General features: G+C 51.9%; 23 protein-coding genes, 2 tRNA genes and 1 rRNA gene. 20 read left to right on the top strand and 6 right to left on the bottom strand.

Going from position 1 to position 25,047, the window contains the following annotated elements; all coding sequences use genetic code 11:
* The 3 genes from rrf to A7Z29_RS19750 all read left to right on the top strand — a co-directional run.
* Positions 1–106: ribosomal RNA gene (rrf, locus tag A7Z29_RS19760) — 5S ribosomal RNA — on the top strand; the annotation flags it as partial.
* Positions 107–160: 54 nt separating this feature from the next.
* Positions 161–237: transfer RNA gene (locus A7Z29_RS19755), tRNA-Asp, on the top strand.
* A gap of 8 nt (positions 238–245) precedes the next feature.
* A tRNA-Trp gene (locus A7Z29_RS19750) sits at positions 246–321 on the top strand.
* Positions 322–416: 95 nt separating this feature from the next.
* Here the strand turns inward: A7Z29_RS19750 and hdfR are convergent.
* Positions 417–1,256, bottom strand: coding sequence for an HTH-type transcriptional regulator HdfR (gene hdfR, locus A7Z29_RS19745; RefSeq protein WP_000379261.1), 840 nt, complete (start codon positions 1,254–1,256; stop codon positions 417–419).
* 118 nt (positions 1,257–1,374) lie between these two features.
* Here hdfR and maoP point away from each other — a divergent pair, with 118 nt between their 5' ends.
* Complete coding sequence (gene maoP / locus A7Z29_RS19740; protein ID WP_000841001.1) at positions 1,375–1,713, top strand: macrodomain Ori organization protein MaoP; 339 nt, start codon at positions 1,375–1,377, stop codon at positions 1,711–1,713.
* Between the two features lie 24 nt (positions 1,714–1,737).
* On the opposite strand, the gene A7Z29_RS19735 is transcribed toward maoP, so the two are convergent.
* The gene (locus tag A7Z29_RS19735; RefSeq protein ID WP_000058999.1) at positions 1,738–3,258 is read right to left on the bottom strand and encodes a YifB family Mg chelatase-like AAA ATPase; all 1,521 of its coding nucleotides are present in this window, start codon (positions 3,256–3,258) and stop codon (positions 1,738–1,740) included.
* A 350-nt stretch (positions 3,259–3,608) separates the two neighbouring features.
* Here A7Z29_RS19735 and ilvL point away from each other — a divergent pair, with 350 nt between their 5' ends.
* The 7 genes from ilvL (at position 3,609) to ilvA (ending at position 10,165) form a co-directional block, all read left to right on the top strand.
* Complete coding sequence (ilvL, locus tag A7Z29_RS19725; RefSeq protein WP_001311244.1) at positions 3,609–3,707, top strand: ilv operon leader peptide; 99 nt, start codon at positions 3,609–3,611, stop codon at positions 3,705–3,707.
* A gap of 87 nt (positions 3,708–3,794) precedes the next feature.
* Positions 3,795–3,845 (top strand): peptide IlvX, encoded by a 51-nt coding sequence (gene ilvX, locus A7Z29_RS19720; protein ID WP_101687388.1) that lies wholly within the window; start codon positions 3,795–3,797, stop codon positions 3,843–3,845.
* A 2-nt stretch (positions 3,846–3,847) separates the two neighbouring features.
* Entirely contained in the window at positions 3,848–5,494 is a 1,647-nt protein-coding gene (ilvG, locus tag A7Z29_RS19715) for an acetolactate synthase 2 catalytic subunit (RefSeq protein WP_085461493.1), read from the top strand.
* On the top strand, positions 5,491–5,754 hold the full coding sequence (gene ilvM / locus A7Z29_RS19710; RefSeq protein ID WP_000983255.1) for an acetolactate synthase 2 small subunit: 264 nt from the start codon (positions 5,491–5,493) through the stop codon (positions 5,752–5,754). The genes ilvG and ilvM overlap by 4 nt, the downstream gene beginning before the upstream one ends.
* A 19-nt stretch (positions 5,755–5,773) precedes the next feature.
* Complete coding sequence (gene ilvE, locus A7Z29_RS19705) at positions 5,774–6,703, top strand: branched-chain-amino-acid transaminase (RefSeq protein WP_000208524.1); 930 nt, start codon at positions 5,774–5,776, stop codon at positions 6,701–6,703.
* A gap of 64 nt (positions 6,704–6,767) precedes the next feature.
* Entirely contained in the window at positions 6,768–8,618 is a 1,851-nt protein-coding gene (gene ilvD / locus A7Z29_RS19700) for a dihydroxy-acid dehydratase (protein WP_001127424.1), read from the top strand.
* A 2-nt stretch (positions 8,619–8,620) separates the two neighbouring features.
* The gene (gene ilvA / locus A7Z29_RS19695) at positions 8,621–10,165 is read left to right on the top strand and encodes a threonine ammonia-lyase, biosynthetic (RefSeq protein ID WP_105279543.1); all 1,545 of its coding nucleotides are present in this window, start codon (positions 8,621–8,623) and stop codon (positions 10,163–10,165) included.
* On the opposite strand, the gene ilvY is transcribed toward ilvA, so the two are convergent.
* On the bottom strand, positions 10,162–11,052 hold the full coding sequence (ilvY, locus tag A7Z29_RS19690; protein WP_000365757.1) for an HTH-type transcriptional activator IlvY: 891 nt from the start codon (positions 11,050–11,052) through the stop codon (positions 10,162–10,164). The genes ilvA and ilvY overlap by 4 nt on opposite strands.
* A 151-nt stretch (positions 11,053–11,203) precedes the next feature.
* Here ilvY and ilvC point away from each other — a divergent pair, with 151 nt between their 5' ends.
* Positions 11,204–12,679 (top strand): ketol-acid reductoisomerase, encoded by a 1,476-nt coding sequence (ilvC, locus tag A7Z29_RS19685; RefSeq protein ID WP_000024944.1) that lies wholly within the window; start codon positions 11,204–11,206, stop codon positions 12,677–12,679.
* Positions 12,680–12,753: 74 nt separating this feature from the next.
* Here ilvC and ppiC read toward each other — a convergent pair whose 3' ends face one another.
* A complete protein-coding gene (gene ppiC / locus A7Z29_RS19680) occupies positions 12,754–13,035 on the bottom strand; it encodes a peptidylprolyl isomerase PpiC (protein WP_001140260.1) in 282 nt (93 codons plus the stop codon).
* Positions 13,036–13,121: 86 nt separating this feature from the next.
* Here ppiC and rep point away from each other — a divergent pair, with 86 nt between their 5' ends.
* Positions 13,122–15,143: a DNA helicase Rep gene (rep, locus tag A7Z29_RS19675; protein ID WP_105290674.1), complete on the top strand. Its 2,022-nt coding sequence runs from the start codon at positions 13,122–13,124 to the stop codon at positions 15,141–15,143.
* Positions 15,144–15,247: 104 nt separating this feature from the next.
* Here the strand turns inward: rep and gppA are convergent, their stop codons facing one another.
* Both gppA and rhlB read right to left on the bottom strand, forming a co-directional pair.
* Positions 15,248–16,732, bottom strand: coding sequence for a guanosine-5'-triphosphate,3'-diphosphate diphosphatase (gene gppA / locus A7Z29_RS19670; RefSeq protein ID WP_105290673.1), 1,485 nt, complete (start codon positions 16,730–16,732; stop codon positions 15,248–15,250).
* 135 nt (positions 16,733–16,867) lie between these two features.
* Positions 16,868–18,133: an ATP-dependent RNA helicase RhlB gene (gene rhlB, locus A7Z29_RS19660; RefSeq protein WP_000047511.1), complete on the bottom strand. Its 1,266-nt coding sequence runs from the start codon at positions 18,131–18,133 to the stop codon at positions 16,868–16,870.
* Between the two features lie 130 nt (positions 18,134–18,263).
* Between rhlB and trxA the strand changes: the two genes are divergently transcribed.
* The 7 genes from trxA (at position 18,264) to wecC (ending at position 25,024) form a co-directional block, all read left to right on the top strand.
* Entirely contained in the window at positions 18,264–18,593 is a 330-nt protein-coding gene (gene trxA / locus A7Z29_RS19655; protein ID WP_001280776.1) for a thioredoxin TrxA, read from the top strand.
* Between the two features lie 139 nt (positions 18,594–18,732).
* Positions 18,733–18,834 (top strand): rho operon leader peptide RhoL, encoded by a 102-nt coding sequence (gene rhoL, locus A7Z29_RS19650; protein WP_010345119.1) that lies wholly within the window; start codon positions 18,733–18,735, stop codon positions 18,832–18,834.
* A gap of 84 nt (positions 18,835–18,918) precedes the next feature.
* Positions 18,919–20,178, top strand: a complete 1,260-nt coding sequence (gene rho / locus A7Z29_RS19645; protein ID WP_001517407.1) for a transcription termination factor Rho — start codon at positions 18,919–18,921, stop codon at positions 20,176–20,178.
* 239 nt (positions 20,179–20,417) lie between these two features.
* On the top strand, positions 20,418–21,521 hold the full coding sequence (wecA, locus tag A7Z29_RS19640) for a UDP-N-acetylglucosamine--undecaprenyl-phosphate N-acetylglucosaminephosphotransferase (protein WP_001050953.1): 1,104 nt from the start codon (positions 20,418–20,420) through the stop codon (positions 21,519–21,521).
* Between the two features lie 11 nt (positions 21,522–21,532).
* Positions 21,533–22,579 (top strand): ECA polysaccharide chain length modulation protein, encoded by a 1,047-nt coding sequence (gene wzzE / locus A7Z29_RS19635; protein ID WP_032226904.1) that lies wholly within the window; start codon positions 21,533–21,535, stop codon positions 22,577–22,579.
* Between the two features lie 55 nt (positions 22,580–22,634).
* Positions 22,635–23,765, top strand: coding sequence for a non-hydrolyzing UDP-N-acetylglucosamine 2-epimerase (gene wecB, locus A7Z29_RS19630; RefSeq protein WP_010345125.1), 1,131 nt, complete (start codon positions 22,635–22,637; stop codon positions 23,763–23,765).
* Positions 23,762–25,024: a UDP-N-acetyl-D-mannosamine dehydrogenase gene (wecC, locus tag A7Z29_RS19625; RefSeq protein ID WP_105290672.1), complete on the top strand. Its 1,263-nt coding sequence runs from the start codon at positions 23,762–23,764 to the stop codon at positions 25,022–25,024. Before wecB ends, wecC begins: the two co-directional genes overlap by 4 nt.
* Positions 25,025–25,047: the final 23 nt, after the last annotated feature.

Here is a 25,047-nt window from a genome sequence, read left to right as displayed (position 1 = left end):
GTAGCGCGGTGGTCCCACCTGACCCCATGCCGAACTCAGAAGTGAAACGCCGTAGCGCCGATGGTAGTGTGGGGTCTCCCCATGCGAGAGTAGGGAACTGCCAGGCATCAAATTAAGCAGTAAGCCGGTCATAAAACTGGTGGTTGTAAAAGAATTCGGTGGAGCGGTAGTTCAGTCGGTTAGAATACCTGCCTGTCACGCAGGGGGTCGCGGGTTCGAGTCCCGTCCGTTCCGCCACCCTAATTAGGGGCGTAGTTCAATTGGTAGAGCACCGGTCTCCAAAACCGGGTGTTGGGAGTTCGAGTCTCTCCGCCCCTGCCAGAAATCATCCTTAGCGAAAGCTAAGGATTTTTTTTGTCTGAAATAACCCTCTTCGAAGTAAATCCTTCCATCGGCATCCTTGCCGGCTATTTTGATTAATACACATCATCCAGCACGTTAATTTTCAATAGATCGCGAATCAACGCGTGTTTATCGCTATTTTGCAGCCATATAGCATAAAGAGGACGTGAAAGAGTTGTGCTGTCGACAACGGTATGTAGCCCACCTTTCTTACGTGCCCAACTCACCGGTAGCCATGTGCAACCATTAAGCATCGCAATCTGTTGCTGTGCCAGTTCAGCAGAACTGGTTGTTAGCATTGGAACTTCATCAGCACCGATTAAACCAGCCTCATGTTGTTGAAAATCCGGCCCCCATTCCAGACGGAGATAGTTAAGCTCACCTTTTAGCTTAGAAGGGGCACTGGTATAGAGTGCTAAAGTAAAATGCCCCAGTAACTGACTACTAAATTCATCCATTTTGGGCGCTTCAGTAGTAATAAGAAGATCAAGCTGGCGTTCATGCAACTGTTTTACCAGAGACTGCCGTTGGGCAATTCGCGCTTCGAACTGTAAGCCTGTATGGGCATCCTGATTTTGATACAAGCGCCCCAGCCACTGATTAAGCATACATTCCCACAACGAGGCGCTGGCACCGATAGAAAACTCATTATGTCGTGAGGTATGCGCTACCTCCTTACGAGCGGTCTGCCAGGTGCTCATGAGTGTTTCTGCATAAGGCAACAGCTTTTCACCGGCAGCGGTTAAACGGATATTGTTTCTGTGACGGGTGAAAAGATTCACACCCAGCTGATTTTCCAGTTGTCTGATCCGAAAGCTCACTGCTGACTGGGTCAGATAGAGCGATTCAGCCGCTCGGCCAAAGTGACGCGTTCGGCTAACTTCCAGGAAAGTTTTTAACAATTCCGTATCCACAGTGCTCTCCGCAAAATTATTTGTCGTTATGATTTAAATGTTTTGTTTTACACTCTGTCAAGCGTAACTAATACTCCGCGCCATAACTAGCTCGGTCAAAGAATTAGGAGCGTGCAGGATGGCGGAAAGCTTTACGACGACTAATCGATATTTCGACAATAAACATTATCCACGTGGATTCTCTCGTCATGGTGATTTCACCATCAAAGAGGCACAACTGCTTGAACGTCATGGTTATGCCTTCAATGAGCTGGATCTCGGCAAACGCGAGCCGGTTACCGAGGAAGAGAAACTCTTCGTAGCAGTATGCCGTGGCGAACGTGAGCCAGTGACAGAAGCAGAACGCGTGTGGTCCAAGTATATGACGCGTATCAAGCGTCCAAAACGTTTTCACACTCTTTCCGGCGGTAAACCGCAGGTCGAAGGTGCTGAAGACTACACCGATTCCGACGATTAATAAAAAGGGCGAAATGCCCTTTTTTTACGTCAGCAGCTTTTGCAAATGGATGAGCAAACGGTCGATAGCCCGATAACTTACGGCCTCTTGTAAATGCTGACGTGTGATGACGTCAGACTGATCAATATCAGCTATGGTTCTTGATACTTTCAGTAACCGCTGCCAGGCACGAATAGATAATCCCAGATGGATCAGCGTTTCTTCCAGCCACTGTGCGTCCTCGTTCTCAAGCTTGCAAAATTGTCGTATTTCCGGACTATCCAGCCAGGCATTCAGTTTATTCTGTCGCTTAAATTGGCGCTCTCTGGCGGCCATTACGCGTTGTTTAACGGTGGCGCTGCTTTCCCCCTGAATGACCGCTTTGCTCAAAATACCGGGTGGCGGTAGCGGGATCTCCAGTGAGAGGTCAAAGCGGTCAAGAAAGGGACCGGAGAGTCGGTTGAGATAACGCAGCGTTTGTTCCGGCGTGCAGCGGTTATGGTTCCCTTGATAATGTCCTGTTGGGCTGGGATTCATCGCCGCAACAAGCTGGAAACGGGCTGGATAGGTTATTTTTGCTCGTGTGCGTGAAAGATGGATTTGCCCTGACTCTATGGGTTCCCGCAAGGCATCCAGTGTACGCCGTTCAAATTCAGGTAGTTCATCAAGAAAAAGTACGCCGTTATGCGCCAGCGAAATTTCACCAGGCCCGGGAATTGCGCCACCGCCCACCATCGCAGTTAACGACGCACTGTGGTGCGGTGAGCGGAACGGGCGCTGCCGCCATTGTTTTTGCACTGATTCGGCATTTACCAGGCTTAATATTGCGGCACTCTCCAGTGCTTCTTCATTGCTTAAATCTGGCAACAGGCCATTAATACGGCTGGCGAGCATCGTTTTGCCTGTTCCCGGCGGTCCAATCAATAAAAGGTTGTGTCCGCCAGCAGCAGTAATTTCCAGTCCTCGCTTTCCTTGCTCCTGACCGACAACATCACTGAGATCATGTTGTAATGCACGGGATACTACATCAGTTGGTTTCGGGCGTTCGAGAGCGTGTTTACCTTCCAGAAATGCACAGACAGCCTGCAGATGATCGGCTATCAGGCATCCTTCACCGTTAATTAACCCCACTTCATCTTCGTTGTCTTTCGAGACGATAATTTTTCTGCCCGACTTAATGGCTTCAGTTGCACTGGAGATTGCGCCTGGAACGCCACGCAGAGCGCCTGTAAGCGCCAGTTCTCCGACTAATTCATATTCATCTAACTTATTGGCTGTAAGCTGTTCTGAGGCCGCCAGCAACGCAATGGCGATAGGTAAATCATATCGTCCCCCTTCTTTTGGCAGATCGGCTGGAGCAAGGTTGATGGTGATTTTTTTCGCCGGATATTCATATCCGCTATTAATAATGGCGCTGCGCACGCGATCGCGAGCTTCTTTCACCGTTGTTTCTGGTAAGCCCACCATTGTTAACCCTGGCAAACCTTTACTGATATGTACCTCAACAGTGATTGGGGGAGCATTGACTCCCAGGGCTGCGCGGGTATGAACAATTGACAGTGACATAAGTCCTCCTTAAGTCACCATTATGAACATAAGAGATCCCTGCTGTAGTCTGCGAAATTGTGTTATTTAGCGGCTGATTCCCGTTTATTTGTGCAAAGTAATTTGAGTTGTATTAGTGATGGAATCACTCTCGCAAAAATAAAAAGCACAAAAAACTGCCACTCGAAGAGCGCGAGAATTATACGGAAATTGAATTTTTTTCACTCACAAATTTTTATATAAAAAACAATGGTTTTTATAGAAATTATTATGAGAGTCATAAAAAGCGGCCAAAAAATATCTTGTGCTATTCGCAAAATCTATGGTAACTCTTTAGGCATTCCTTCGAACAAGATGCAAGAAAAGACAAAATGACAGCCCTTCTACGAGTGATTAGCCTGGTCGTGATTAGCGTGGTGGTGATTATTATCCCACCGTGCGGGGCTGCACTTGGACGAGGAAAGGCTTAGAGATCAAGCCTTAACGAACTAAGACCCCCGCACCGAAAGGTTCGGGGGTTTTTTTTGACCTTAAAAAACATAATCGAGGAGCAGGCAATGAATAACAGCACAAAATTCTGTTTCTCAACATTCAGGACGGGGAACTAACTATGAATGGCGCACAGTGGGTGGTACATGCTTTGCGGGCACAGGGTGTGAACACCGTTTTCGGTTATCCGGGTGGCGCAATTATGCCTGTTTACGATGCATTGTATGACGGTGGCGTAGAACACTTGCTGTGCCGGCATGAACAGGGCGCGGTAATGGCGGCTATCGGTTATGCCCGTGCTACCGGTAAAACGGGCGTGTGCATCGCCACTTCTGGCCCTGGCGCAACCAACCTGATCACCGGACTTGCGGACGCGCTGTTAGATTCCATCCCTGTAGTTGCCATCACCGGTCAGGTATCTGCACCGTTCATCGGCACCGATGCATTTCAGGAGGTTGATGTCCTGGGATTGTCGTTGGCCTGTACCAAACACAGCTTCCTGGTGCAGTCGCTGGAAGAATTACCACGCATCATGGCCGAAGCGTTTGATGTCGCCAGCTCAGGTCGTCCCGGTCCGGTTCTGGTCGATATCCCTAAAGATATCCAGTTAGCCTGCGGCGATCTGGAACCCTGGTTCACCACCGTTGAAAACGAAGTGACTTTCCCACATGCCGAAGTCGAGCAAGCGCGCCAGATGCTGGTAAAAGCGCAAAAACCGATGCTGTATGTTGGCGGCGGCGTGGGTATGGCGCAGGCGGTTCCTGCTCTACATGAATTTCTCGCTGCCACAAAAATGCCTGCCACCTGCACGCTGAAAGGGCTGGGCGCAGTCGATGCGGATTATCCGTACTATCTGGGGATGTTGGGGATGCACGGCACCAAAGCGGCGAACTTCGCGGTGCAGGAATGTGACCTGCTGATCGCCGTGGGGGCACGTTTTGATGACCGGGTTACCGGCAAACTTAACACGTTCGCGCCACATGCCAGCGTGATCCATATGGATATCGACCCGGCAGAAATGAACAAGCTGCGTCAGGCGCATGTGGCATTACAAGGCGATTTAAACACGCTGTTGCCTGCGTTACAGCAATCGTTAAATATCGATGAATGGCAGCAATACTGCGCACAAATGCGTAGTGAACATGCCTGGCGTTACGATCATCCTGGAGACGCTATCTACGCGCCGTTGTTGTTAAAACAACTGTCGGATCGTAAACCTGCGGATTGCGTTGTGACCACGGATGTGGGGCAGCATCAGATGTGGGCTGCGCAGCACATCGCCCACACTCGCCCGGAAAATTTCATCACTTCAAGCGGTTTAGGCACTATGGGCTTCGGTTTACCGGCGGCGGTTGGCGCACAAGTCGCGCGACCGAACGATACTGTCGTTTGTATCTCCGGTGACGGTTCTTTCATGATGAATGTACAAGAGCTGGGCACCGTAAAACGCAAGCAGTTACCGTTGAAAATTGTCTTACTCGATAACCAGCGGTTAGGGATGGTTCGACAATGGCAGCAACTGTTTTTCCAGGAACGATATAGCGAAACCACCCTTACCGATAACCCAGATTTCCTCATGTTAGCCAGCGCCTTCGGCATCCCTGGCCAACACATCACCCGTAAAGACCAGGTTGAAGCGGCACTCGACACCATGCTGAACAGTGATGGGCCATACCTGCTTCATGTCTCAATCGACGAACTTGAGAACGTCTGGCCGCTGGTGCCGCCTGGCGCCAGTAATTCAGAAATGTTGGAGAAATTATCATGATGCAACATCAGGTCAATGTATCGGCTCGCTTCAATCCAGAAACCTTAGAACGTGTTTTACGCGTGGTGCGTCATCGTGGTTTCCACGTCTGCTCAATGAATATGGCTGCCGCCAGCGATGCACAAAATATAAATATTGAATTGACCGTTGCCAGCCCGCGTTCGGTCGACTTACTGTTTAGTCAGTTAAATAAACTGGTAGACGTCGCACACGTTGCTATCTGCCAGAGCACAACCACATCACAACAAATCCGCGCCTGAGCGCAAAAGGAATATAAAAATGACCACGAAGAAAGCTGATTACATTTGGTTCAATGGGGAGATGGTTCGCTGGGAAGACGCGAAGGTGCATGTGATGTCTCATGCGCTGCACTATGGCACCTCGGTTTTTGAAGGCATCCGTTGCTACGACTCGCATAAAGGTCCAGTTGTATTCCGTCATCGTGAGCATATGCAACGTCTGCATGACTCTGCCAAAATTTACCGCTTCCCGGTTTCGCAGAGCATTGATGAGCTGATGGAAGCTTGCCGCGAAGTGATCCGTAAAAACAATCTCACCAGCGCCTATATCCGTCCGCTGATCTTCGTAGGTGATGTTGGCATGGGCGTTAACCCTCCAGCGGGATACACCACCGACGTGATTATTGCCGCTTTCCCGTGGGGAGCTTATCTGGGCGCGGAAGCACTGGAGCAGGGGATCGACGCGATGGTTTCTTCCTGGAACCGCGCGGCGCCAAACACCATTCCAACCGCTGCGAAAGCGGGGGGGAACTACCTCTCTTCCCTGCTGGTTGGCAGCGAAGCGCGCCGCCACGGTTATCAGGAAGGTATCGCGCTGGATGTGAATGGTTACATCTCTGAAGGTGCAGGCGAAAACCTGTTTGAAGTGAAAGACGGCGTGCTGTTCACCCCACCGTTTACCTCATCCGCGCTGCCGGGTATTACCCGTGACGCCATCATCAAACTGGCGAAAGAGCTGGGAATTGAAGTGCGTGAGCAGGTGCTGTCGCGTGAATCACTGTATCTGGCGGATGAAGTGTTTATGTCCGGTACAGCGGCTGAAATCACGCCAGTGCGCAGCGTCGACGGTATTCAGGTGGGCGAAGGCCGTTGTGGCCCGGTCACCAAACGCATCCAGCAAGCCTTCTTCGGCCTCTTCACCGGCGAAACCGAAGATAAATGGGGCTGGTTGGATCAGGTTAATCAATAAATACAAAAAATGGGACGGCACGCACCGTCCCATTTACGAGACAGACACTGGGAGTAAATAAAGTATGCCTAAGTACCGTTCCGCCACCACCACTCATGGTCGTAATATGGCGGGTGCTCGTGCGCTGTGGCGCGCCACTGGAATGACCGACGCTGATTTCGGTAAGCCGATTATCGCTGTTGTGAACTCGTTTACTCAATTTGTACCGGGGCACGTCCATCTGCGCGATCTCGGTAAACTGGTCGCTGAACAAATTGAAGCGGCTGGCGGCGTTGCCAAAGAATTCAACACCATTGCGGTGGATGATGGGATCGCCATGGGTCACGGGGGGATGCTTTATTCACTGCCGTCTCGCGAACTGATCGCTGATTCTGTTGAGTATATGGTCAACGCTCACTGTGCCGATGCGATGGTCTGTATCTCCAACTGCGACAAAATCACCCCAGGGATGCTGATGGCTTCCCTGCGATTAAACATTCCGGTGATCTTTGTTTCCGGCGGCCCGATGGAGGCCGGGAAAACCAAACTATCCAATCAGTTAATCAAGCTTGATCTGGTTGATGCGATGATCCAGGGGGCAGATCCGAAAGTTTCTGACTCCCAGAGCGATCAGGTTGAACGTTCGGCCTGTCCAACCTGTGGTTCCTGCTCCGGGATGTTCACCGCTAACTCGATGAACTGCCTGACCGAAGCTCTGGGTCTGTCGCAGCCAGGCAACGGCTCGCTACTGGCAACCCACGCGGATCGTAAGCAGCTGTTCCTCAATGCCGGTAAACGCATTGTTGAATTGACCAAACGTTACTACGAGCAAAACGACGAAAGCGCACTGCCACGTAATATCGCCAGTAAAGCGGCGTTTGAAAACGCCATGACGTTGGATATCGCGATGGGCGGCTCTACCAATACGGTTCTTCACCTGCTGGCGGCGGCTCAAGAAGCGGAAATCGACTTCACCATGAGTGATATCGACAAACTTTCGCGTAAAGTCCCGCAGTTGTGCAAAGTTGCGCCGAGCACCCAGAAATACCATATGGAAGATGTTCATCGTGCTGGTGGCGTGATCGGTATTCTCGGCGAACTGGATCGTGCCGGGTTGTTGAATCGCAATGTGAAAAACGTACTCGGCCTGACCTTGTCGCAAACGCTGGAACAATACGATGTCATGCTGACTCAGGATGATGCGGTGAAAAATATGTTCCGCGCTGGCCCGGCTGGAATCCGCACTACACAGGCATTCTCGCAGGATTGCCGTTGGGATTCTCTCGATGACGATCGCGCAAACGGCTGCATCCGCTCGCTGGAGCACGCCTACAGCAAAGACGGTGGCCTGGCGGTACTTTACGGTAACTTCGCGGAAAATGGCTGCATCGTTAAAACGGCAGGCGTCGATGACAGCATCCTCAAATTCACTGGCCCGGCGAAAGTGTACGAAAGCCAGGATGACGCGGTAGAAGCGATTCTTGGCGGTAAAGTTGTCGCTGGCGATGTGGTTGTTATTCGCTACGAAGGCCCGAAAGGCGGACCGGGGATGCAGGAAATGCTCTATCCAACCAGTTTCCTGAAATCGATGGGTCTTGGCAAAGCCTGTGCGCTGATCACCGATGGACGCTTCTCCGGCGGCACTTCTGGTCTTTCCATCGGCCACGTCTCGCCGGAAGCGGCGAGCGGCGGTAGCATTGGCCTGATTGAAGATGGTGACCTGATCGCCATCGACATTCCGAACCGTGGCATTCAGTTGCAGGTAAGCGATGCCGAACTGGCGGCGCGTCGTGAAGCGCAGGAAGCCCGTGGCGACAAAGCCTGGACGCCGAAAAACCGTGAACGTCAGGTTTCCTTTGCTTTGCGCGCCTACGCCAGCCTGGCGACCAGCGCCGACAAAGGTGCGGTGCGCGATAAATCGAAACTGGGGGGTTAATAATGGCTGACTCGCAACCCCTGTCAGGCGCCCCGGAAGGTGCCGAATATTTAAGAGCGGTGCTACGTGCGCCGGTCTATGAAGCGGCACAGGTCACGCCGCTACAGAAAATGGAAAAACTGTCGTCGCGTCTTGATAACGTGATACTGGTGAAGCGCGAAGACCGCCAGCCAGTGCACAGCTTCAAGCTGCGCGGCGCATACGCCATGATGGCAGGTCTGACGGAAGAACAGAAAGCGCACGGTGTGATCACCGCCTCGGCGGGTAACCATGCGCAAGGTGTCGCGTTTTCCTCCGCTCGGTTAGGTGTGAAGGCGCTCATCGTCATGCCAACCGCTACCGCCGACATCAAAGTCGACGCGGTGCGCGGCTTCGGCGGTGAGGTGCTGCTTCACGGCGCGAACTTTGATGAAGCGAAAGCGAAAGCAATCGAACTGTCGCAGCAGCAGGGCTTCACCTGGGTGCCGCCGTTCGATCATCCGATGGTGATCGCCGGGCAAGGCACGCTGGCGCTGGAACTGCTCCAGCAGGACGCCCATCTCGACCGCGTATTTGTGCCGGTTGGTGGCGGTGGCCTGGCGGCGGGCGTGGCTGTGTTGATCAAACAACTGATGCCGCAAATCAAAGTGATCGCCGTAGAAGCGGAAGATTCAGCCTGCCTGAAAGCGGCACTGGATGCGGGTCATCCGGTTGATCTGCCGCGCGTGGGGCTATTCGCCGAAGGTGTTGCGGTAAAACGCATCGGCGACGAAACCTTCCGTTTGTGCCGGGAGTATCTCGACGACATCATCACCGTCGATAGCGATGCCATCTGCGCAGCGATGAAAGACTTATTCGAAGATGTGCGCGCAGTGGCGGAACCGTCTGGCGCGCTGGCGCTGGCGGGGATGAAAAAGTACATCGCTCAGCACAACATTCGCGGTGAGCGGCTGGCGCATATTCTTTCTGGAGCCAACGTGAACTTCCACGGTCTGCGCTACGTCTCGGAACGCTGCGAACTGGGCGAACAGCGTGAAGCGTTGCTGGCGGTGACCATCCCGGAAGAGAAGGGCAGCTTTCTGAAGTTCTGCCAGTTGCTTGGCGGGCGCTCGGTCACAGAGTTCAACTACCGTTTCGCTGATGCTAAAGATGCCTGTATTTTTGTCGGTGTGCGCTTAAGTCGCGGCCTTGAAGAGCGCAAAGAAATTTTGCAGATGCTCAGCGACGGCGGCTACAGCGTGGTTGATCTCTCCGACGACGAAATGGCGAAGTTGCATGTGCGCTATATGGTTGGCGGGCGTCCATCGCATCCGTTGCAGGAACGCCTCTACAGCTTCGAATTCCCGGAATCACCGGGCGCGCTGCTGCGCTTCCTCAACACGCTGGGGACGCACTGGAATATCTCTTTGTTCCACTATCGCAGTCATGGCACCGACTACGGGCGTGTACTGGCAGCGTTCGAGCTGGGCGATCATGAACCGGATTTCGAAACCCGGCTGAATGAGCTGGGCTACGATTGCCACGACGAAACCAATAACCCGGCGTTCAGGTTCTTTTTGGCGGGTTAATGGTTCGGCAAAATCTTCCAGAACGCCTCAATCAGCGGCTCATGTAGCCGCTTTTTTTGCGCACAAACGCCCAGCTCAAACGGCGTTTTCTCATCGCTACGCTCTAAAATCATCACACGATTACGCACTGGCTCCGGGCTGTTATCCAGTACCACTTCCGGCAGCAGCGCCACGCCACAGCCAAGTGCCACCATCGATACCATCGCTTCATGCCCGCCAACCGTGGCGTAAATCATCGGGTTACTGATTTTATTGCGTCGAAACCACAACTCAATGCGGCGGCGTACTGGTCCCTGATCGGCCATGATGAAGGGAATCGTCGACCAGTCCGGTTGTTCTACTGAGACCTGATTACGCACCGGGCAGGGCAGCGCGGGCGCGATCAGCACCACCGCCAGGTTCTCCAGCATCGAAAACGCCACCGCGCCTGGCAGAGTCTCCGGCTTCCCGGCAATCGCCAAATCTGCTTCTCCAGTGACCACCTTTTCCATTGCATCCGCCGCATCACCGGTGGTGAGCTTAATTTCCACCGATGGATGCTCCGCGCGGAATCGGTCGAGAATCGGTGGCAGATGGCTGTAAGCGGCAGTCACCGAACAGAAAATATGTAATTCGCCAGAGAGGGACGGCCCTTGCTGGTCGATGGTGTGGCGCAATTGCTGATACTGTAACAACGTTTGCTGGGCGAAAACACGCAGCTCTTCGCCCGCTTCCGTCAGCGTTACCGTGCGGTTATCGCGCACAAACAGCGGTTGGCCGAGATCTTCTTCCAGGCGCTGAATCTGTCGGGAAAGCGTGGAGGGGCTGACGTGCATTGCCCGCGCGCTACGGCCAAAATGGCGGCTTTCCGCCAGATGCAGAAACATTTTCAGGTCGCGTAAATCCACAGGCTTAACCCCCGGTTATGACGTTGCAGAAATTGCAATATGACGTTGTGAATATATCAATTTCCGCAATAAATTTCCTGTTGTAATGTGGTGACATTCTCGCTCAACAGCGAACCGAACAATAAGAAGCACAACATCACGAGGAATCACCATGGCTAACTACTTCAATACACTGAATCTGCGCCAGCAGCTGGCACAACTGGGCAAATGTCGCTTTATGGGGCGCGACGAGTTCGCTGACGGCGCGAGCTACCTTCAGGGTAAAAAAGTGGTCATCGTCGGTTGTGGCGCGCAGGGTCTGAACCAGGGCCTGAACATGCGTGATTCTGGTCTCGATATCTCCTACGCCCTGCGTAAAGAAGCGATCGCTGAGAAGCGCGCGTCCTGGCGTAAAGCGACTGAAAACGGTTTTAAGGTAGGTACTTACGAAGAACTGATCCCGCAGGCGGATCTGGTGGTTAACCTGACGCCGGACAAGCAGCACTCTGACGTAGTGCGTTCCGTTCAACCGCTGATGAAAGATGGCGCTGCGCTGGGTTACTCGCATGGTTTCAACATCGTCGAAGTGGGCGAGCAGATCCGTAAAGACATCACTGTAGTAATGGTTGCGCCGAAATGCCCAGGCACCGAAGTGCGTGAAGAGTATAAACGTGGATTCGGCGTACCGACGCTGATTGCCGTTCACCCGGAAAACGATCCGAAAGGCGAAGGCATGGCGATCGCTAAAGCCTGGGCGGCAGCAACAGGCGGTCATCGTGCCGGCGTTCTGGAATCCTCTTTCGTTGCGGAAGTGAAATCAGACCTGATGGGCGAGCAAACTATCCTGTGCGGTATGTTGCAGGCTGGTTCTCTGCTGTGCTTCGACAAGCTGGTGGAAGAGGGCACCGACCCGGCATATGCAGAAAAACTGATTCAGTTCGGCTGGGAAACCATCACCGAAGCCCTGAAGCAGGGCGGCATCACCCTGATGATGGACAGGCTCTCTAACCCGGCGAAACTGCGTGCTTATGCGCTGTCAGAACAACTGAAAGAGATCATGGCGCCGCTGTTCCAGAAACATATGGACGACATCATCTCCGGTGAATTCTCCTCTGGCATGATGGCAGACTGGGCTAATGATGATAAGAAACTGCTGACCTGGCGTGAAGAGACCGGCAAAACCGCGTTCGAAACCGCACCGCAGTATGAAGGTAAAATCGGCGAGCAGGAGTACTTCGATAAAGGCGTGCTGATGATCGCGATGGTGAAAGCGGGCGTTGAGCTGGCGTTCGAAACCATGGTTGATTCCGGCATCATTGAAGAGTCGGCATACTATGAATCACTGCATGAGCTGCCGCTGATTGCCAACACCATCGCCCGTAAGCGTCTGTACGAAATGAACGTGGTTATCTCTGATACCGCAGAATACGGTAACTATCTGTTCTCTTACGCTTGCGTACCGCTGCTGAAACCGTTTATGGCAGAGCTGCAGCCGGGCGATCTGGGTAAAGCTATTCCAGAAGGTGCGGTAGATAACGCGCAACTGCGTGATGTAAATGATGCGATTCGCAGCCATGCAATTGAGCAGGTAGGTAAGAAACTGCGTGGCTATATGACGGATATGAAACGTATTGCTGTTGCGGGTTAAGTGTGCGCTGATGCCCTCTCCCACAGGGAGAGGGAGAAAACACTCAAGGCCTTCTCCGGGAGAAGGCCTTGCTGTTAGTTGCGGTACAGCACCTTAATGATGTGATACCCGAACTGGGTATGCAGCGGGCCGGTTGGCTCCAGCACCGGACAAGAGAACACCACTTTATCAAACGCCGGAACCATCTGACCCTGGCGAAATTCCCCTAAATCACCACCGCGTTTGCCTGACGGGCAAATGGAATGTTTCTTCGCCAGCTTGCCAAAATCGGCGCCGTTCTTGATCTGCTCCAGAAGTTCCTGAGCCAGTTTCTCTTCTTTTACAAGGATATGCAGTGCTGCTGCTGTTTTTGCCATGATCGTGCCTTGAGTGGTAAGGATGAGGCTGGCTATACTACCACGCTGTTATTTCCCCCTCCCGACTTTCATTGAGCGATTTTTCTATGCGTCTAAACCCCGGCCAACAACAAGCTGTCGAATTCGTTACCGGCCCCTGCCTGGTGCTGGCGGGCGCGGGTTCCGGTAAAACTCGTGTGATCACCAATAAAATCGCCCATCTGATCCGTGACTGCGGTTATCAGGCGCGACATATCGCAGCGGTGACCTTTACCAATAAAGCAGCGCGCGAGATGAAAGAGCGTGTCGGGCAGACGCTGGGGCGCAAAGAGGCTCGTGGGCTGATGATCTCCACCTTCCACACGCTGGGGCTGGATATCATCAAACGCGAGTATGCAGCGTTAGGGATGAAAGCGAACTTTTCGCTGTTTGACGATACCGATCAGCTTGCTTTGCTCAAAGAGTTGACCGAAGGACTGATTGAAGATGACAAAGTTCTCCTGCAACAGCTGATTTCAACCATCTCTAATTGGAAGAATGATCTCAAAACTCCTGCGCAGGCGGCGGCAGAGGCAAAAGGCGAGCGGGATCGCATTTTTGCCCATTGTTATGGGCTGTATGATGCGCACCTGAAAGCGTGCAATGTTCTCGACTTCGACGATCTGATTTTATTGCCGACATTGCTGCTGCAACGCAATGTGGAAGTACGCGAACGCTGGCAAAACAAGATTCGCTACCTGCTGGTGGATGAGTATCAGGATACCAACACCAGCCAGTATGAGCTGGTGAAACTGCTGGTGGGCAGCCGCGCTCGCTTTACCGTGGTGGGCGATGATGACCAGTCGATCTACTCCTGGCGTGGCGCACGCCCGCAAAACCTGGTGCTGTTGAGCCAGGATTTCCCAACGTTGAAGGTGATTAAGCTTGAGCAGAACTACCGCTCTTCCGGGCGTATTCTGAAAGCGGCGAACATCCTGATCGCCAATAACCCGCACGTCTTTGAAAAGCGTCTGTTCTCCGAACTAGGCTATGGCGCGGAGCTAAAAGTTTTAAGCGCGAATAACGAAGAACATGAAGCCGAGCGCGTTACAGGTGAGCTGATTGCGCATCACTTCGTCAACAAAACACAGTACAAAGATTACGCCATTCTCTATCGCGGCAACCATCAGTCACGGGTGTTTGAAAAATTTCTGATGCAAAACCGCATTCCGTACAAAATATCCGGCGGTACTTCGTTCTTCTCCCGTCCGGAAATCAAGGATTTACTGGCTTATCTGCGTGTGCTGACTAACCCGGACGATGATAGTGCGTTCCTGCGTATCGTTAACACGCCGAAGCGAGAGATTGGCCCGGCGACGCTGAAAAAGCTGGGTGAGTGGGCGATGACGCGTAATAAAAGTATGTTTACCGCCAGCTTTGATATGGGGTTGAGTCAGACACTGAGTGGACGTGGTTATGAAGCGTTGACCCGATTTACTCACTGGCTGGCGGAAATCCAGCGACTGGCGGAGCGGGAGCCTGTCGCCGCAGTGCGCGATCTGATCCACGGGATGGATTATGAATCCTGGTTATACGAAACGTCACCCAGCCCGAAAGCCGCCGAAATGCGCATGAAGAACGTTAACCAGTTATTTAGCTGGATGACGGAGATGCTGGAAGGTAGCGAACTGGATGAGCCGATGACGCTCACCCAGGTGGTGACGCGCTTTACTCTGCGCGACATGATGGAACGTGGCGAGAGTGACGAAGAGCTTGATCAGGTGCAACTGATGACTCTGCACGCGTCAAAAGGGCTGGAGTTTCCTTATGTCTACATGGTCGGTATGGAAGAAGGATTTTTGCCGCACCAAAGCAGCATCGACGAGGACAATATCGATGAAGAGCGGCGGCTGGCCTATGTCGGCATCACCCGCGCCCAGAAAGAGTTGACCTTTACGCTGTGTAAAGAGCGTCGTCAGTACGGTGAGCTGGTACGTCCGGAGCCGAGCCGCTTCCTGCTGGAATTACCGCAGGATGACTTGATTTGGGAACAAGAGCGCAAAGTGGTCAGCGCCGAAGAACGGATGCAGAAAGGGCAAAACCATCTGGCGAATCTGAAAGCGATGATGGCAGCAAAACGAGGCAAATAGCCATTCGTATTGTCTGGGGCTGGTTGGATTGGATGATCACGGCACCGGAAAGCGGAATTATCGCCGGATAAGATGCGTGAGCATCGCATCCGGCACATTACACGTTAAAGCACTTCCAGCGGCCAGTGGACATAGCTCTGCCACTCAATTTCCTGATCGATAATCTCTTTACCCAGCGGGTGCTGAGCCAGCCAACCTTGCGGCAGTGTCAGGGTCAACTGTTCATGGTTGGCTTGTAATGTAATCTCCGGCACTAAATCATCACGGCGACGGCTGGCAAAAATGATTGCCAGGCGCAGTAAACGGCAGAGTTGTTCCGCAACGCGCGGCGGTACGGCATTTTGTTGATGCAGCGATGAGAGATCGACTGGATTCGTCTGGTTGAGCAATAGCGTCGCCAGCAGCTTTTTCTGCGCAGGCGTAAAACCGGGAAGATCCAGATTACGCACGAGATAAGCGGCATGTTGCGGCGCTTGTTTGAAATCAACGCTCAGACCAATTTCATGAAGTTGACAGGCGCTGATTAGCAAATCGCGGCTAATCGCTTCAAGATGCCATTCACTCTCCACTTGATCGAAGAAGTTAGCCGCAACGCTGGCTACGCGCTGAGCCTGATCAATATCAATCATAAAGCGGCGCTGAATATTATGCAGTGTTCGGCTGCGAATATCCTGCTCAACCGCCAGATGTAACATGCCGTAGACCAGGCCTTCACGTAGAGCACCGCCCGCCAGGGTCATACACTGAATATTCAGTTCGGTAAAAATGGCTATCAGGATCGCCAGACCACTCGGGAATACTAATGCGCGTTCCAGCGTTAACCCTTCAATCTCCAGCTCTTCCAGCCGACCGCAATGAATAGCGCGCTGTTTCAGTTGCTGCAACTTCGCGAGGGTAATGCGCTCATCCATCCCCTGCGCCATCATTATTTCCTGTAACGCCTGCACGGTGCCGGAAGCGCCAACGCACACTTTCCAGCCGTGATATCGCAGTTCATCAGCAACCGGACGCAAAACTTCACGTGCGGCTTGTTCAGCTGCGACAAAGTTTTCCTGCCCGAGATTACGATCGACGAAATAACGTTCCAGCCAGGTGACGCAGCCCATCGACAGGCTGAACAAAGACGTGGTCTGTGCACCTGTGCCAGTGACCAGTTCGGTACTCGCGCCGCCAATATCCACGACCAGGCGCTGATCGGCTCCGCCGGTGGTGTGAGCAACACCCTGATAAATCAGGCGAGCTTCTTCTTCACCACTAATGACTTGCACTGGACAACCGAGGATTTCCTGCGCTTTAGCAATAAAATCACCGGCATTGACAGCAAGTCGTAACGTCGCCGTAGCGACAACGCGAATTTGCGATGGTGGGATATCTTGCAGACGTTCAGCAAACAGGCGCAAACATTGCCAGCCGCGCTCCATTGCTTCATTAGACAGGGCATTTTCGCTGTTCAGGCCAGCAGCCAGACGCACTTTACGTTTAATTCGCGTCAGCGTCTGGATACTTCCAGCCACCTCGCGCACTACCAGCATATGGAAACTATTTGAACCGAGATCAATAGCTGCATATAGCGACGAGGTGGAACCCATACTCTTCATCCTTCAATCTGTCTCTGCGTTGGCTGCATTCTTTCACCCGAATCACTTACTACAGTAAGCGCATCGGGATTCATTCTCTTGCCATCTTGATACAGTTTGAATGATTTTGAGTATGACATTATTTATTTAACCTGAACGACGACGATTACGTGGAGCACCAGTACGACGCGGACCATTGCCTGTGCGCGGGCGCGTGAGGCGCAGCGGTTTTGGCAGATCGGTCATCAATGCGTCCGGATTGTATTTGCTTACCGGAATTGAGTGACCAATATAGGTCTCAATAGCAGGCAAATTCAATGCATACTCTTCACACGCCAGGCTGATAGAGTGACCGCTTGCGCCTGCGCGGCCAGTACGACCGATACGGTGAACGTAATCTTCACAGTCATCGGGTAAATCGTAGTTAAAGACGTGCGTCACAGCCGGAATATGCAGACCACGCGCGGCAACGTCGGTAGCAACCAGAATATCCAGATCGCCACGGGTAAATTCATCAAGAATACGCAGGCGTTTTTTCTGCGCCACATCGCCCGTCAACAGACCGACACGATGACCATCTGCCGCCAGGTGACCCCAGATATCTTCACAACGGTGTTTGGTGTTGGCGAAAATAATCGCTCTGTCTGGCCACTCTTCTTCGATCAGCGTTTGCAACAAACGCATCTTTTCTTCGTTAGAAGGGTAGAAAAGCTCTTCTTTAATACGGTGGCCCGTTTTCTGTTCCGGTTCCACTTCGATATATTCGGCGTTATTCATCTGCTCGAACGCCAGTTCACGTACCCGGTACGAAAGTGTGGCGGAGAACAGCATGTTGAGGCGCTGGTTCGCAGGCGGCATACGGCGGAACAGCCAGCGGATATCTTTAATAAAGCCCAGATCGTACATGCGATCGGCTTCGTCCAGCACCACCACCTGAATGGCACCGAGGTTAATATGGTTTTGTTTGGCGTAGTCGATCAAACGACCCGTGGTGCCAATCAGAATGTCAACGCCGCTTTCCAGCACTTTCAACTGTTTGTCGTAGCCATCGCCACCGTAGGCCAGACCCAGTTTCAGGCCAGTAGCTTGTGCCAGTGGTTCCGCGTCGGCGTGGATCTGCACGGCAAGTTCACGCGTCGGTGCCATAATTAAGGCACGCGGTTGATTCACCTTGCGATCGGCAATTGCGGGATGAGAGAGAAGGTAATGAAACGAAGACGTAAGAAACGCCATCGTTTTCCCGGTACCGGTTTGCGCCTGCCCGGCTACGTCACGACCTTCCAGCGTTAGCGGAAGAGCCAGTGCCTGAATGGGCGTACAGTTATGAAACCCTTTTTTTTCAAGGGCTTCTACAACTTTCGGATGCAGGGCGAAGTCGGAAAACTTCTGTTCTGTTAAATGTGTTTTGCTCATAGTGTGATAGAATATCAGCTTACTATTGCTTTACGAAAGCGTATCCGGTGAAATAAAGTCAACCTTTAGTTGGTTAATGTTACACCAACAACGAAACCAACACGCCAGGCTTATTCCTGTGGAGTTATATATGAGCGATAAAATTATTCACCTGACTGACGACAGTTTTGACACGGATGTACTCAAAGCGGACGGGGCAATCCTCGTCGATTTCTGGGCAGAGTGGTGCGGTCCGTGCAAAATGATCGCCCCGATTCTGGATGAAATCGCTGACGAATATCAGGGCAAACTGACCGTTGCAAAACTGAACATCGATCAAAACCCTGGCACTGCGCCGAAATATGGCATCCGTGGTATCCCGACTCTGCTGCTGTTCAAGAATGGCGAAGTGGCGGCAACGAAAGTCGGCGCGCTGTCTAAAGGTCAGTTGAAAGAGTTCCTCGACGCCAATCTGGCATAAGGGAACGTCATGTTCGGGTGCCCTGTCGCTAAAAACTGGACGCCCGGCGTGAGCCATGCTAACTTAATGTTGACTTCGTATTAAACTTACCTTATTAAGTTTGAATCTTGTAATATCCAACGCTTCCCGTTTTTATCTAATGCGAAGTGAACAGATTTCTGGTTTGTCACTCAATCCGTCTTGTCGTTTCAGTTCTGCGTACTTTCCTGTGACCAGACAGCGAAAAGACATGAGTCGATGACCGTAAACAGGCATGGATGATCCTGCCATACCATTCACAACATTAAGTTCGAGATTTACCCCAAGTTTAAGAACTCACACCACTATGAATCTTACCGAATTAAAGAATACGCCGGTTTCTGAGCTGATCACTCTCGGCGAAAATATGGGGCTGGAAAATCTGGCTCGTATGCGTAAGCAGGACATTATTTTTGCCATCCTGAAGCAGCACGCAAAGAGTGGCGAAGATATCTTTGGTGATGGCGTACTGGAGATATTGCAGGATGGATTTGGTTTCCTCCGTTCCGCAGACAGCTCCTACCTCGCCGGTCCTGATGACATCTACGTTTCTCCCAGCCAAATCCGCCGTTTCAACCTCCGCACTGGTGATACCATCTCTGGTAAGATTCGCCCGCCGAAAGAAGGTGAACGCTATTTTGCGCTGCTGAAAGTTAATGAAGTTAACTTTGATAAACCTGAAAACGCCCGCAATAAAATCCTCTTTGAGAACTTAACTCCGCTGCACGCAAACTCTCGTCTGCGTATGGAACGTGGTAACGGTTCTACTGAAGATTTGACCGCTCGCGTGCTGGATCTGGCTTCGCCAATCGGTCGTGGTCAACGTGGTCTGATTGTGGCGCCGCCGAAAGCAGGTAAAACCATGCTGCTGCAGAATATCGCCCAGAGCATTGCTTACAATCACCCGGATTGTGTGCTGATGGTTCTGCTGATTGACGAACGTCCGGAAGAAGTAACCGAGATGCAGCGTCTGGTTAAAGGGGAAGTTGTCGCTTCTACCTTTGACGAACCGGCATCTCGCCACGTTCAGGTTGCGGAAATGGTGATCGAGAAGGCGAAACGTCTGGTTGAGCACAAGAAAGACGTTATCATTCTGCTCGACTCTATTACTCGTCTGGCGCGTGCTTATAACACCGTCGTTCCGGCTTCCGGTAAAGTGTTGACCGGTGGTGTGGATGCTAACGCACTGCATCGTCCGAAACGCTTCTTCGGTGCGGCGCGTAACGTGGAAGAGGGCGGCAGCCTGACCATCATCGCGACGGCGCTGATCGATACGGGTTCCAAAATGGACGAAGTTATCTACGAAGAGTTTAAAGGCACCGGTAACATGGAACTGCACCTCTCTCGTAAGATCGCTGAAAAACGCGTCTTCCCGGCTATCGACTACAACCGTTCCGGTACACGTAAAGAAGAACTGCTCACTACTCAGGAAGAGCTGCAGAAAATGTGGATCTTGCGCAAAATCATTCACCCGATGGGTGAAATCGACGCAATGGAATTCCTCATTAATAAACTGGCAATGACCAAGACCAATGACGATTTCTTTGATATGATGAAACGCTCATAAATTTGTCTTATGCTAAAAACGCCACGTGTTTACGTGGCGTTTTGCTTTTATATCTGTAATCTTAGCAGCGTGCCTGTGATGGTGGGAAAATTCCTGGTTTTTGCGGGTGTTTTATACGATTTTCGTCGCGAGTGGTTGGTTTTTACACAAGTCTGATTGGTTCAGAAAGTAGTTTCCCTTCTGAATAAAGGTCTTCGTGGGTATACTTCTGCTAATAATTTTCTCTGAGAGCATGCATTGTGAATTTACTGACAGTGAGTACTGATCTCATCAGTATTTTTTTATTCACGACACTGTTTCTGTTTTTTGCCCGCAAGGTGGCAAAAAAAGTCGGTTTAGTGGATAAACCTAACTTCCGCAAACGTCACCAGGGATTGATACCGCTCGTTGGGGGTATTTCAGTTTATGCAGGGATTTGCTTTACGTTCGGAATTGTCGATTATTACATTCCGCATGCATCTCTCTACCTGGCTTGCGCTGGCGTCCTGGTGTTCATCGGCGCGCTGGATGACCGTTTTGATATCAGCGTAAAAATTCGAGCCACCATACAGGCCGCTGTTGGCATCATTATGATGGTGTTCGGCAAACTTTATCTCAGTAGCCTTGGCTATATTTTTGGCGACTGGGAGATGGTACTTGGACCGTTTGGGTATTTCCTGACGTTGTTTGCAGTCTGGGCGGCAATTAATGCTTTCAATATGGTTGATGGCATTGATGGTTTGCTGGGCGGGTTATCCTGCGTCTCATTTGCGGCAATTGGCATGATTTTGTGGTTCGACGGGCAAACCAGCCTCGCTATCTGGTGCTTTGCGATGATTGCCGCCATCCTGCCTTACATCATGCTTAACCTCGGTATTCTGGGGCGTCGCTACAAAGTCTTTATGGGCGATGCGGGCAGTACATTGATTGGTTTTACCGTAATCTGGATCCTGCTGGAAACCACCCAGGGTAAAACGCATCCGATTAGCCCGGTGACTGCATTATGGATAATCGCCATTCCGCTGATGGATATGGTGGCTATTATGTATCGTCGCCTGCGTAAAGGCATGAGTCCGTTCTCGCCTGACCGTCAGCACATTCATCATTTAATCATGCGCGCTGGCTTTACTTCTCGTCAGGCATTTGTGCTGATTACCCTTGCTGCTGCACTGCTTGCTTCCATTGGCGTGCTGGCAGAATATTCTCATTTTGTCCCTGAATGGGTCATGCTGGTGCTCTTTTTGCTAGCATTCTTCCTCTATGGCTATTGCATTAAGCGCGCCTGGAAGGTTGCTCGCTTTATTAAGCGTGTGAAACGCCGACTGCGCAGAAATCGTGGTGGCAGCCCCAACTTAACCAAATAAACGAGGATGTAATGACGCAACCAATGCCTGGGAAACCAGCCGAAGACGCTGAAAATGAACTGGATATTCGTGGGTTGTTTCGTACCTTGTGGGCTGGGAAGCTGTGGATTATTTGCATGGGGCTGGCGTTTGCGTTAATTGCGCTGGCGTATACATTTTTCGCCCGCCAGGAGTGGAGTGCGACGGCGATTACCGATCGTCCAACGGTGAATATGCTGGGGGGATACTACTCGCAGCAGCAGTTTTTGCGTAACCTGGACGTCCGTTCGAACATGGCTCCTGCCGACCAACCATCGGTCATGGACGAAGCCTATAAAGAATTTGTTATGCAGCTGGCGTCGTGGGACACCCGTCGCGATTTCTGGCTGCAGACGGATTATTACAAACAGCGGATGGTCGGTAACAGTAAAGCCGATGCGGCTCTGCTGGATGAAATGATCAACAACATCCAGTTTATTCCCGGTGATTTCACCCGTGCGACCAATGATAACGTTAAATTGATTGCCGAAACTGCCCCTGATGCCAATAATCTACTGCGTCAATATGTCGCATTCGCCAGTCAGCGCGCTGCCAGCCATCTGAATGATGAGCTGAAAGGCGCATGGGCAGCACGCACTATCCAAATGAAAGCCCAGGTGAAGCGTCAGGAAGAAGTTGCGAAAGCGATCTACGACCGCCGGGTAAACAGCATTGAGCAGGCGCTCAAAATCGCCGAGCAACATAATATTTCCCGTAGTGCGACAGATGTCCCTGCGGATGAATTGCCTGATTCAGAAATGTTTTTGCTGGGGCGCCCTATGCTGCAGGCGCGATTAGAAAATTTACAGGCCGTCGGTCCGGCCTTTGATCTTGACTATGATCAGAATCGGGCCATGTTAAACACCCTTAATGTAGGTCCAACCCTGGATCCGCGTTTTCAGACCTATCGCTATTTGCGTACGCCGGAAGAACCGGTAAAACGCGATAGCCCACGTCGTGCCTTCCTGATGATTATGTGGGGCATTGTCGGGGGGCTGATCGGGGCTGGTGTCGCATTAACCCGCCGTTGCTCGAAATAGCAACACTGCTGCGGTGAGCGCAAAGGCGCTCGCCGCTTATTCAAAGAGAATCGATGTGAAAGTACTGACTGTATTTGGTACGCGCCCGGAAGCCATCAAGATGGCACCGCTGGTGCATGCGTTGGCAAAAGATCCTTTTTTTGAGGCTAAAGTTTGCGTCACTGCGCAGCATCGGGAGATGCTCGATCAGGTGCTGAAACTCTTTTCCATTGTACCTGACTACGATCTCAACATAATGCAGCCAGGGCAGGGCCTGACAGAGATAACCTGTCGGATTCTGGAAGGGCTAAAACCTATTCTTGCCGAGTTTAAACCAGACGTCGTGCTGGTTCACGGTGATACCACTACCACACTGGCAACCAGCCTGGCAGCGTTTTATCAGCGTATTCCTGTTGGTCACGTAGAGGCTGGACTGCGTACTGGTGATCTCTATTCACCGTGGCCGGAAGAGGCTAACCGCACGCTGACCGGTCATCTGGCGATGTACCATTTCTCGCCAACTGAAACTTCCCGGCAAAACCTGCAGCGTGAAAACGTTGCTGACAGCCGAATCTTTATTACCGGCAATACCGTTATCGACGCCTTGCTGTGGGTGCGCGACCAGGTGATGAGCAGCGATACGCTGCGTTCTGAACTGGCGGCAAATTACCCGTTTATCGACCCCGATAAGAAGATGATTCTGGTGACCGGTCACAGACGTGAGAGCTTCGGTCGTGGCTTTGAAGAAATTTGCCACGCACTGGCAGAAATCGCCACCACTCATCAGGACATCCAGATTGTCTATCCGGTACATCTCAACCCGAACGTCAGAGAACCGGTAAACCGCATTCTGGGGCATGTGAAAAATGTCATTCTGATCGATCCCCAGGAATATTTACCGTTTGTCTGGCTGATGAACCACGCCTGGTTGATTTTGACTGACTCTGGCGGTATTCAGGAAGAAGCGCCTTCACTGGGTAAACCGGTGCTGGTGATGCGCGATACCACTGAACGTCCGGAAGCAGTGATGGCGGGTACGGTGCGTCTGGTAGGCACGGATAAGCAGCGAATTGTCGAGGAAGTGACGCGTCTTTTAAAAGACGAAAACGAATATCAAACTATGAGCCGCGCCCATAACCCGTATGGTGATGGTCAGGCATGCTCTCGCATTTTGGAAGCGTTAAAAAATAATCGGATATCACTATGAGTTTTGCGACCATTTCTGTCATTGGACTGGGTTACATTGGGCTGCCGACGGCGGCAGCGTTTGCCTCCCGGCAAAAACAGGTGATTGGTGTCGATATCAACCAACAAGCGGTTGATACCATCAATCGTGGCGAAATCCATATCGTCGAGCCTGATTTGGCGAGCGTGGTAAAAACTGCCGTAGAAGGTGGATTTTTACGAGCGAGCACGACGCCGGTTGAGGCGGATGCCTGGTTGATTGCTGTACCCACGCCGTTTAAAGGCGATCATGAGCCAGATATGACCTACGTTGAATCGGCTGCTCGCTCCATTGCACCAGTGCTGAAAAAAGGCGCGCTGGTGATCCTTGAATCCACCTCGCCGGTGGGGTCAACCGAGAAGATGGCAGAATGGTTAGCAGAGATACGTCCCGATCTCACTTTCCCACAGCAGGTGGGCGAGTTGGCGGACGTCAACATTGCTTACTGCCCGGAACGTGTATTACCGGGCCAGGTTATGGTCGAGCTGATTAAAAACGATCGTGTGATTGGCGGTATGACGCCGGTTTGTTCTGCGCGCGCCAGCGAACTGTACAAAATTTTCCTCGAAGGAGAGTGTGTCGTCACTAACTCGCGGACGGCGGAAATGTGTAAGCTGACTGAAAACAGCTTCCGCGATGTGAATATTGCTTTTGCTAACGAACTGTCGCTAATTTGTGCCGATCAGGGGATTAACGTCTGGGAACTGGTTCGCCTGGCGAATCGCCATCCACGAGTCAATATTCTTCAGCCTGGGCCTGGCGTGGGCGGTCACTGTATCGCTGTTGATCCGTGGTTTATCGTGGCGCAGAACCCGCAGCAGGCGCGGCTTATCCGTACCGCACGCGAAGTGAACGACAACAAACCTTTCTGGGTTATCGATCAGGTCAAAGCGGCGGTTGCCGACTGCCTGTCCACTACGGATAAACGCGCCAGCGAGCTGAAAATTGCCTGCTTTGGTCTGGCGTTTAAACCGAATATTGATGATCTGCGCGAAAGTCCGGCAATGGAAATCGCTGAACTGATCGCGCAATGGCACAGCGGTGAAACGCAGGTTGTTGAACCGAATATTCACCAGTTGCCGAAAAAACTGATCGGACTTTGCACTCTGGCGCAGCTTGACGACGCACTGGAAACGGCAGATGTACTGGTGATGCTGGTCGATCACAGTCAGTTCAAAGCCATCAGCGGCGAACATGTTAAACAGCAGTATGTCGTAGATACCAAAGGGGTCTGGCGCTGATTACAGTGAATGACTGTTTTGAG

Source organism: Escherichia sp. MOD1-EC6842, from assembly GCF_002965705.1.
In the GTDB taxonomy this organism is placed as follows: domain Bacteria; phylum Pseudomonadota; class Gammaproteobacteria; order Enterobacterales; family Enterobacteriaceae; genus Escherichia; species Escherichia ruysiae.
This window is presented reverse-complemented; position numbering and strand designations above follow the sequence as displayed.

Excerpts from the sequence above, each read along its gene's own strand:
- maoP (WP_000841001.1), top strand. The coding sequence starts at position 1,375 with ATGGCGGAAAGCTTTACGACGACTAATCGATATTTCGACAATAAACAT.
- A7Z29_RS19735 (WP_000058999.1), bottom strand. The coding sequence starts at position 3,258 with ATGTCACTGTCAATTGTTCATACCCGCGCAGCCCTGGGAGTCAATGCT.
- ilvL (WP_001311244.1), top strand. The coding sequence starts at position 3,609 with ATGACAGCCCTTCTACGAGTGATTAGCCTGGTCGTGATTAGCGTGGTG.
- ilvG (WP_085461493.1), top strand. The coding sequence starts at position 3,848 with ATGAATGGCGCACAGTGGGTGGTACATGCTTTGCGGGCACAGGGTGTG.
- ilvM (WP_000983255.1), top strand. The coding sequence starts at position 5,491 with ATGATGCAACATCAGGTCAATGTATCGGCTCGCTTCAATCCAGAAACC.
- ilvE (WP_000208524.1), top strand. The coding sequence starts at position 5,774 with ATGACCACGAAGAAAGCTGATTACATTTGGTTCAATGGGGAGATGGTT.
- ilvD (WP_001127424.1), top strand. The coding sequence starts at position 6,768 with ATGCCTAAGTACCGTTCCGCCACCACCACTCATGGTCGTAATATGGCG.
- ilvA (WP_105279543.1), top strand. The coding sequence starts at position 8,621 with ATGGCTGACTCGCAACCCCTGTCAGGCGCCCCGGAAGGTGCCGAATAT.
- ilvC (WP_000024944.1), top strand. The coding sequence starts at position 11,204 with ATGGCTAACTACTTCAATACACTGAATCTGCGCCAGCAGCTGGCACAA.
- ppiC (WP_001140260.1), bottom strand. The coding sequence starts at position 13,035 with ATGGCAAAAACAGCAGCAGCACTGCATATCCTTGTAAAAGAAGAGAAA.
- rep (WP_105290674.1), top strand. The coding sequence starts at position 13,122 with ATGCGTCTAAACCCCGGCCAACAACAAGCTGTCGAATTCGTTACCGGC.
- gppA (WP_105290673.1), bottom strand. The coding sequence starts at position 16,732 with ATGGGTTCCACCTCGTCGCTATATGCAGCTATTGATCTCGGTTCAAAT.
- rhlB (WP_000047511.1), bottom strand. The coding sequence starts at position 18,133 with ATGAGCAAAACACATTTAACAGAACAGAAGTTTTCCGACTTCGCCCTG.
- trxA (WP_001280776.1), top strand. The coding sequence starts at position 18,264 with ATGAGCGATAAAATTATTCACCTGACTGACGACAGTTTTGACACGGAT.
- rhoL (WP_010345119.1), top strand. The coding sequence starts at position 18,733 with ATGCGAAGTGAACAGATTTCTGGTTTGTCACTCAATCCGTCTTGTCGT.
- rho (WP_001517407.1), top strand. The coding sequence starts at position 18,919 with ATGAATCTTACCGAATTAAAGAATACGCCGGTTTCTGAGCTGATCACT.
- wzzE (WP_032226904.1), top strand. The coding sequence starts at position 21,533 with ATGACGCAACCAATGCCTGGGAAACCAGCCGAAGACGCTGAAAATGAA.
- wecC (WP_105290672.1), top strand. The coding sequence starts at position 23,762 with ATGAGTTTTGCGACCATTTCTGTCATTGGACTGGGTTACATTGGGCTG.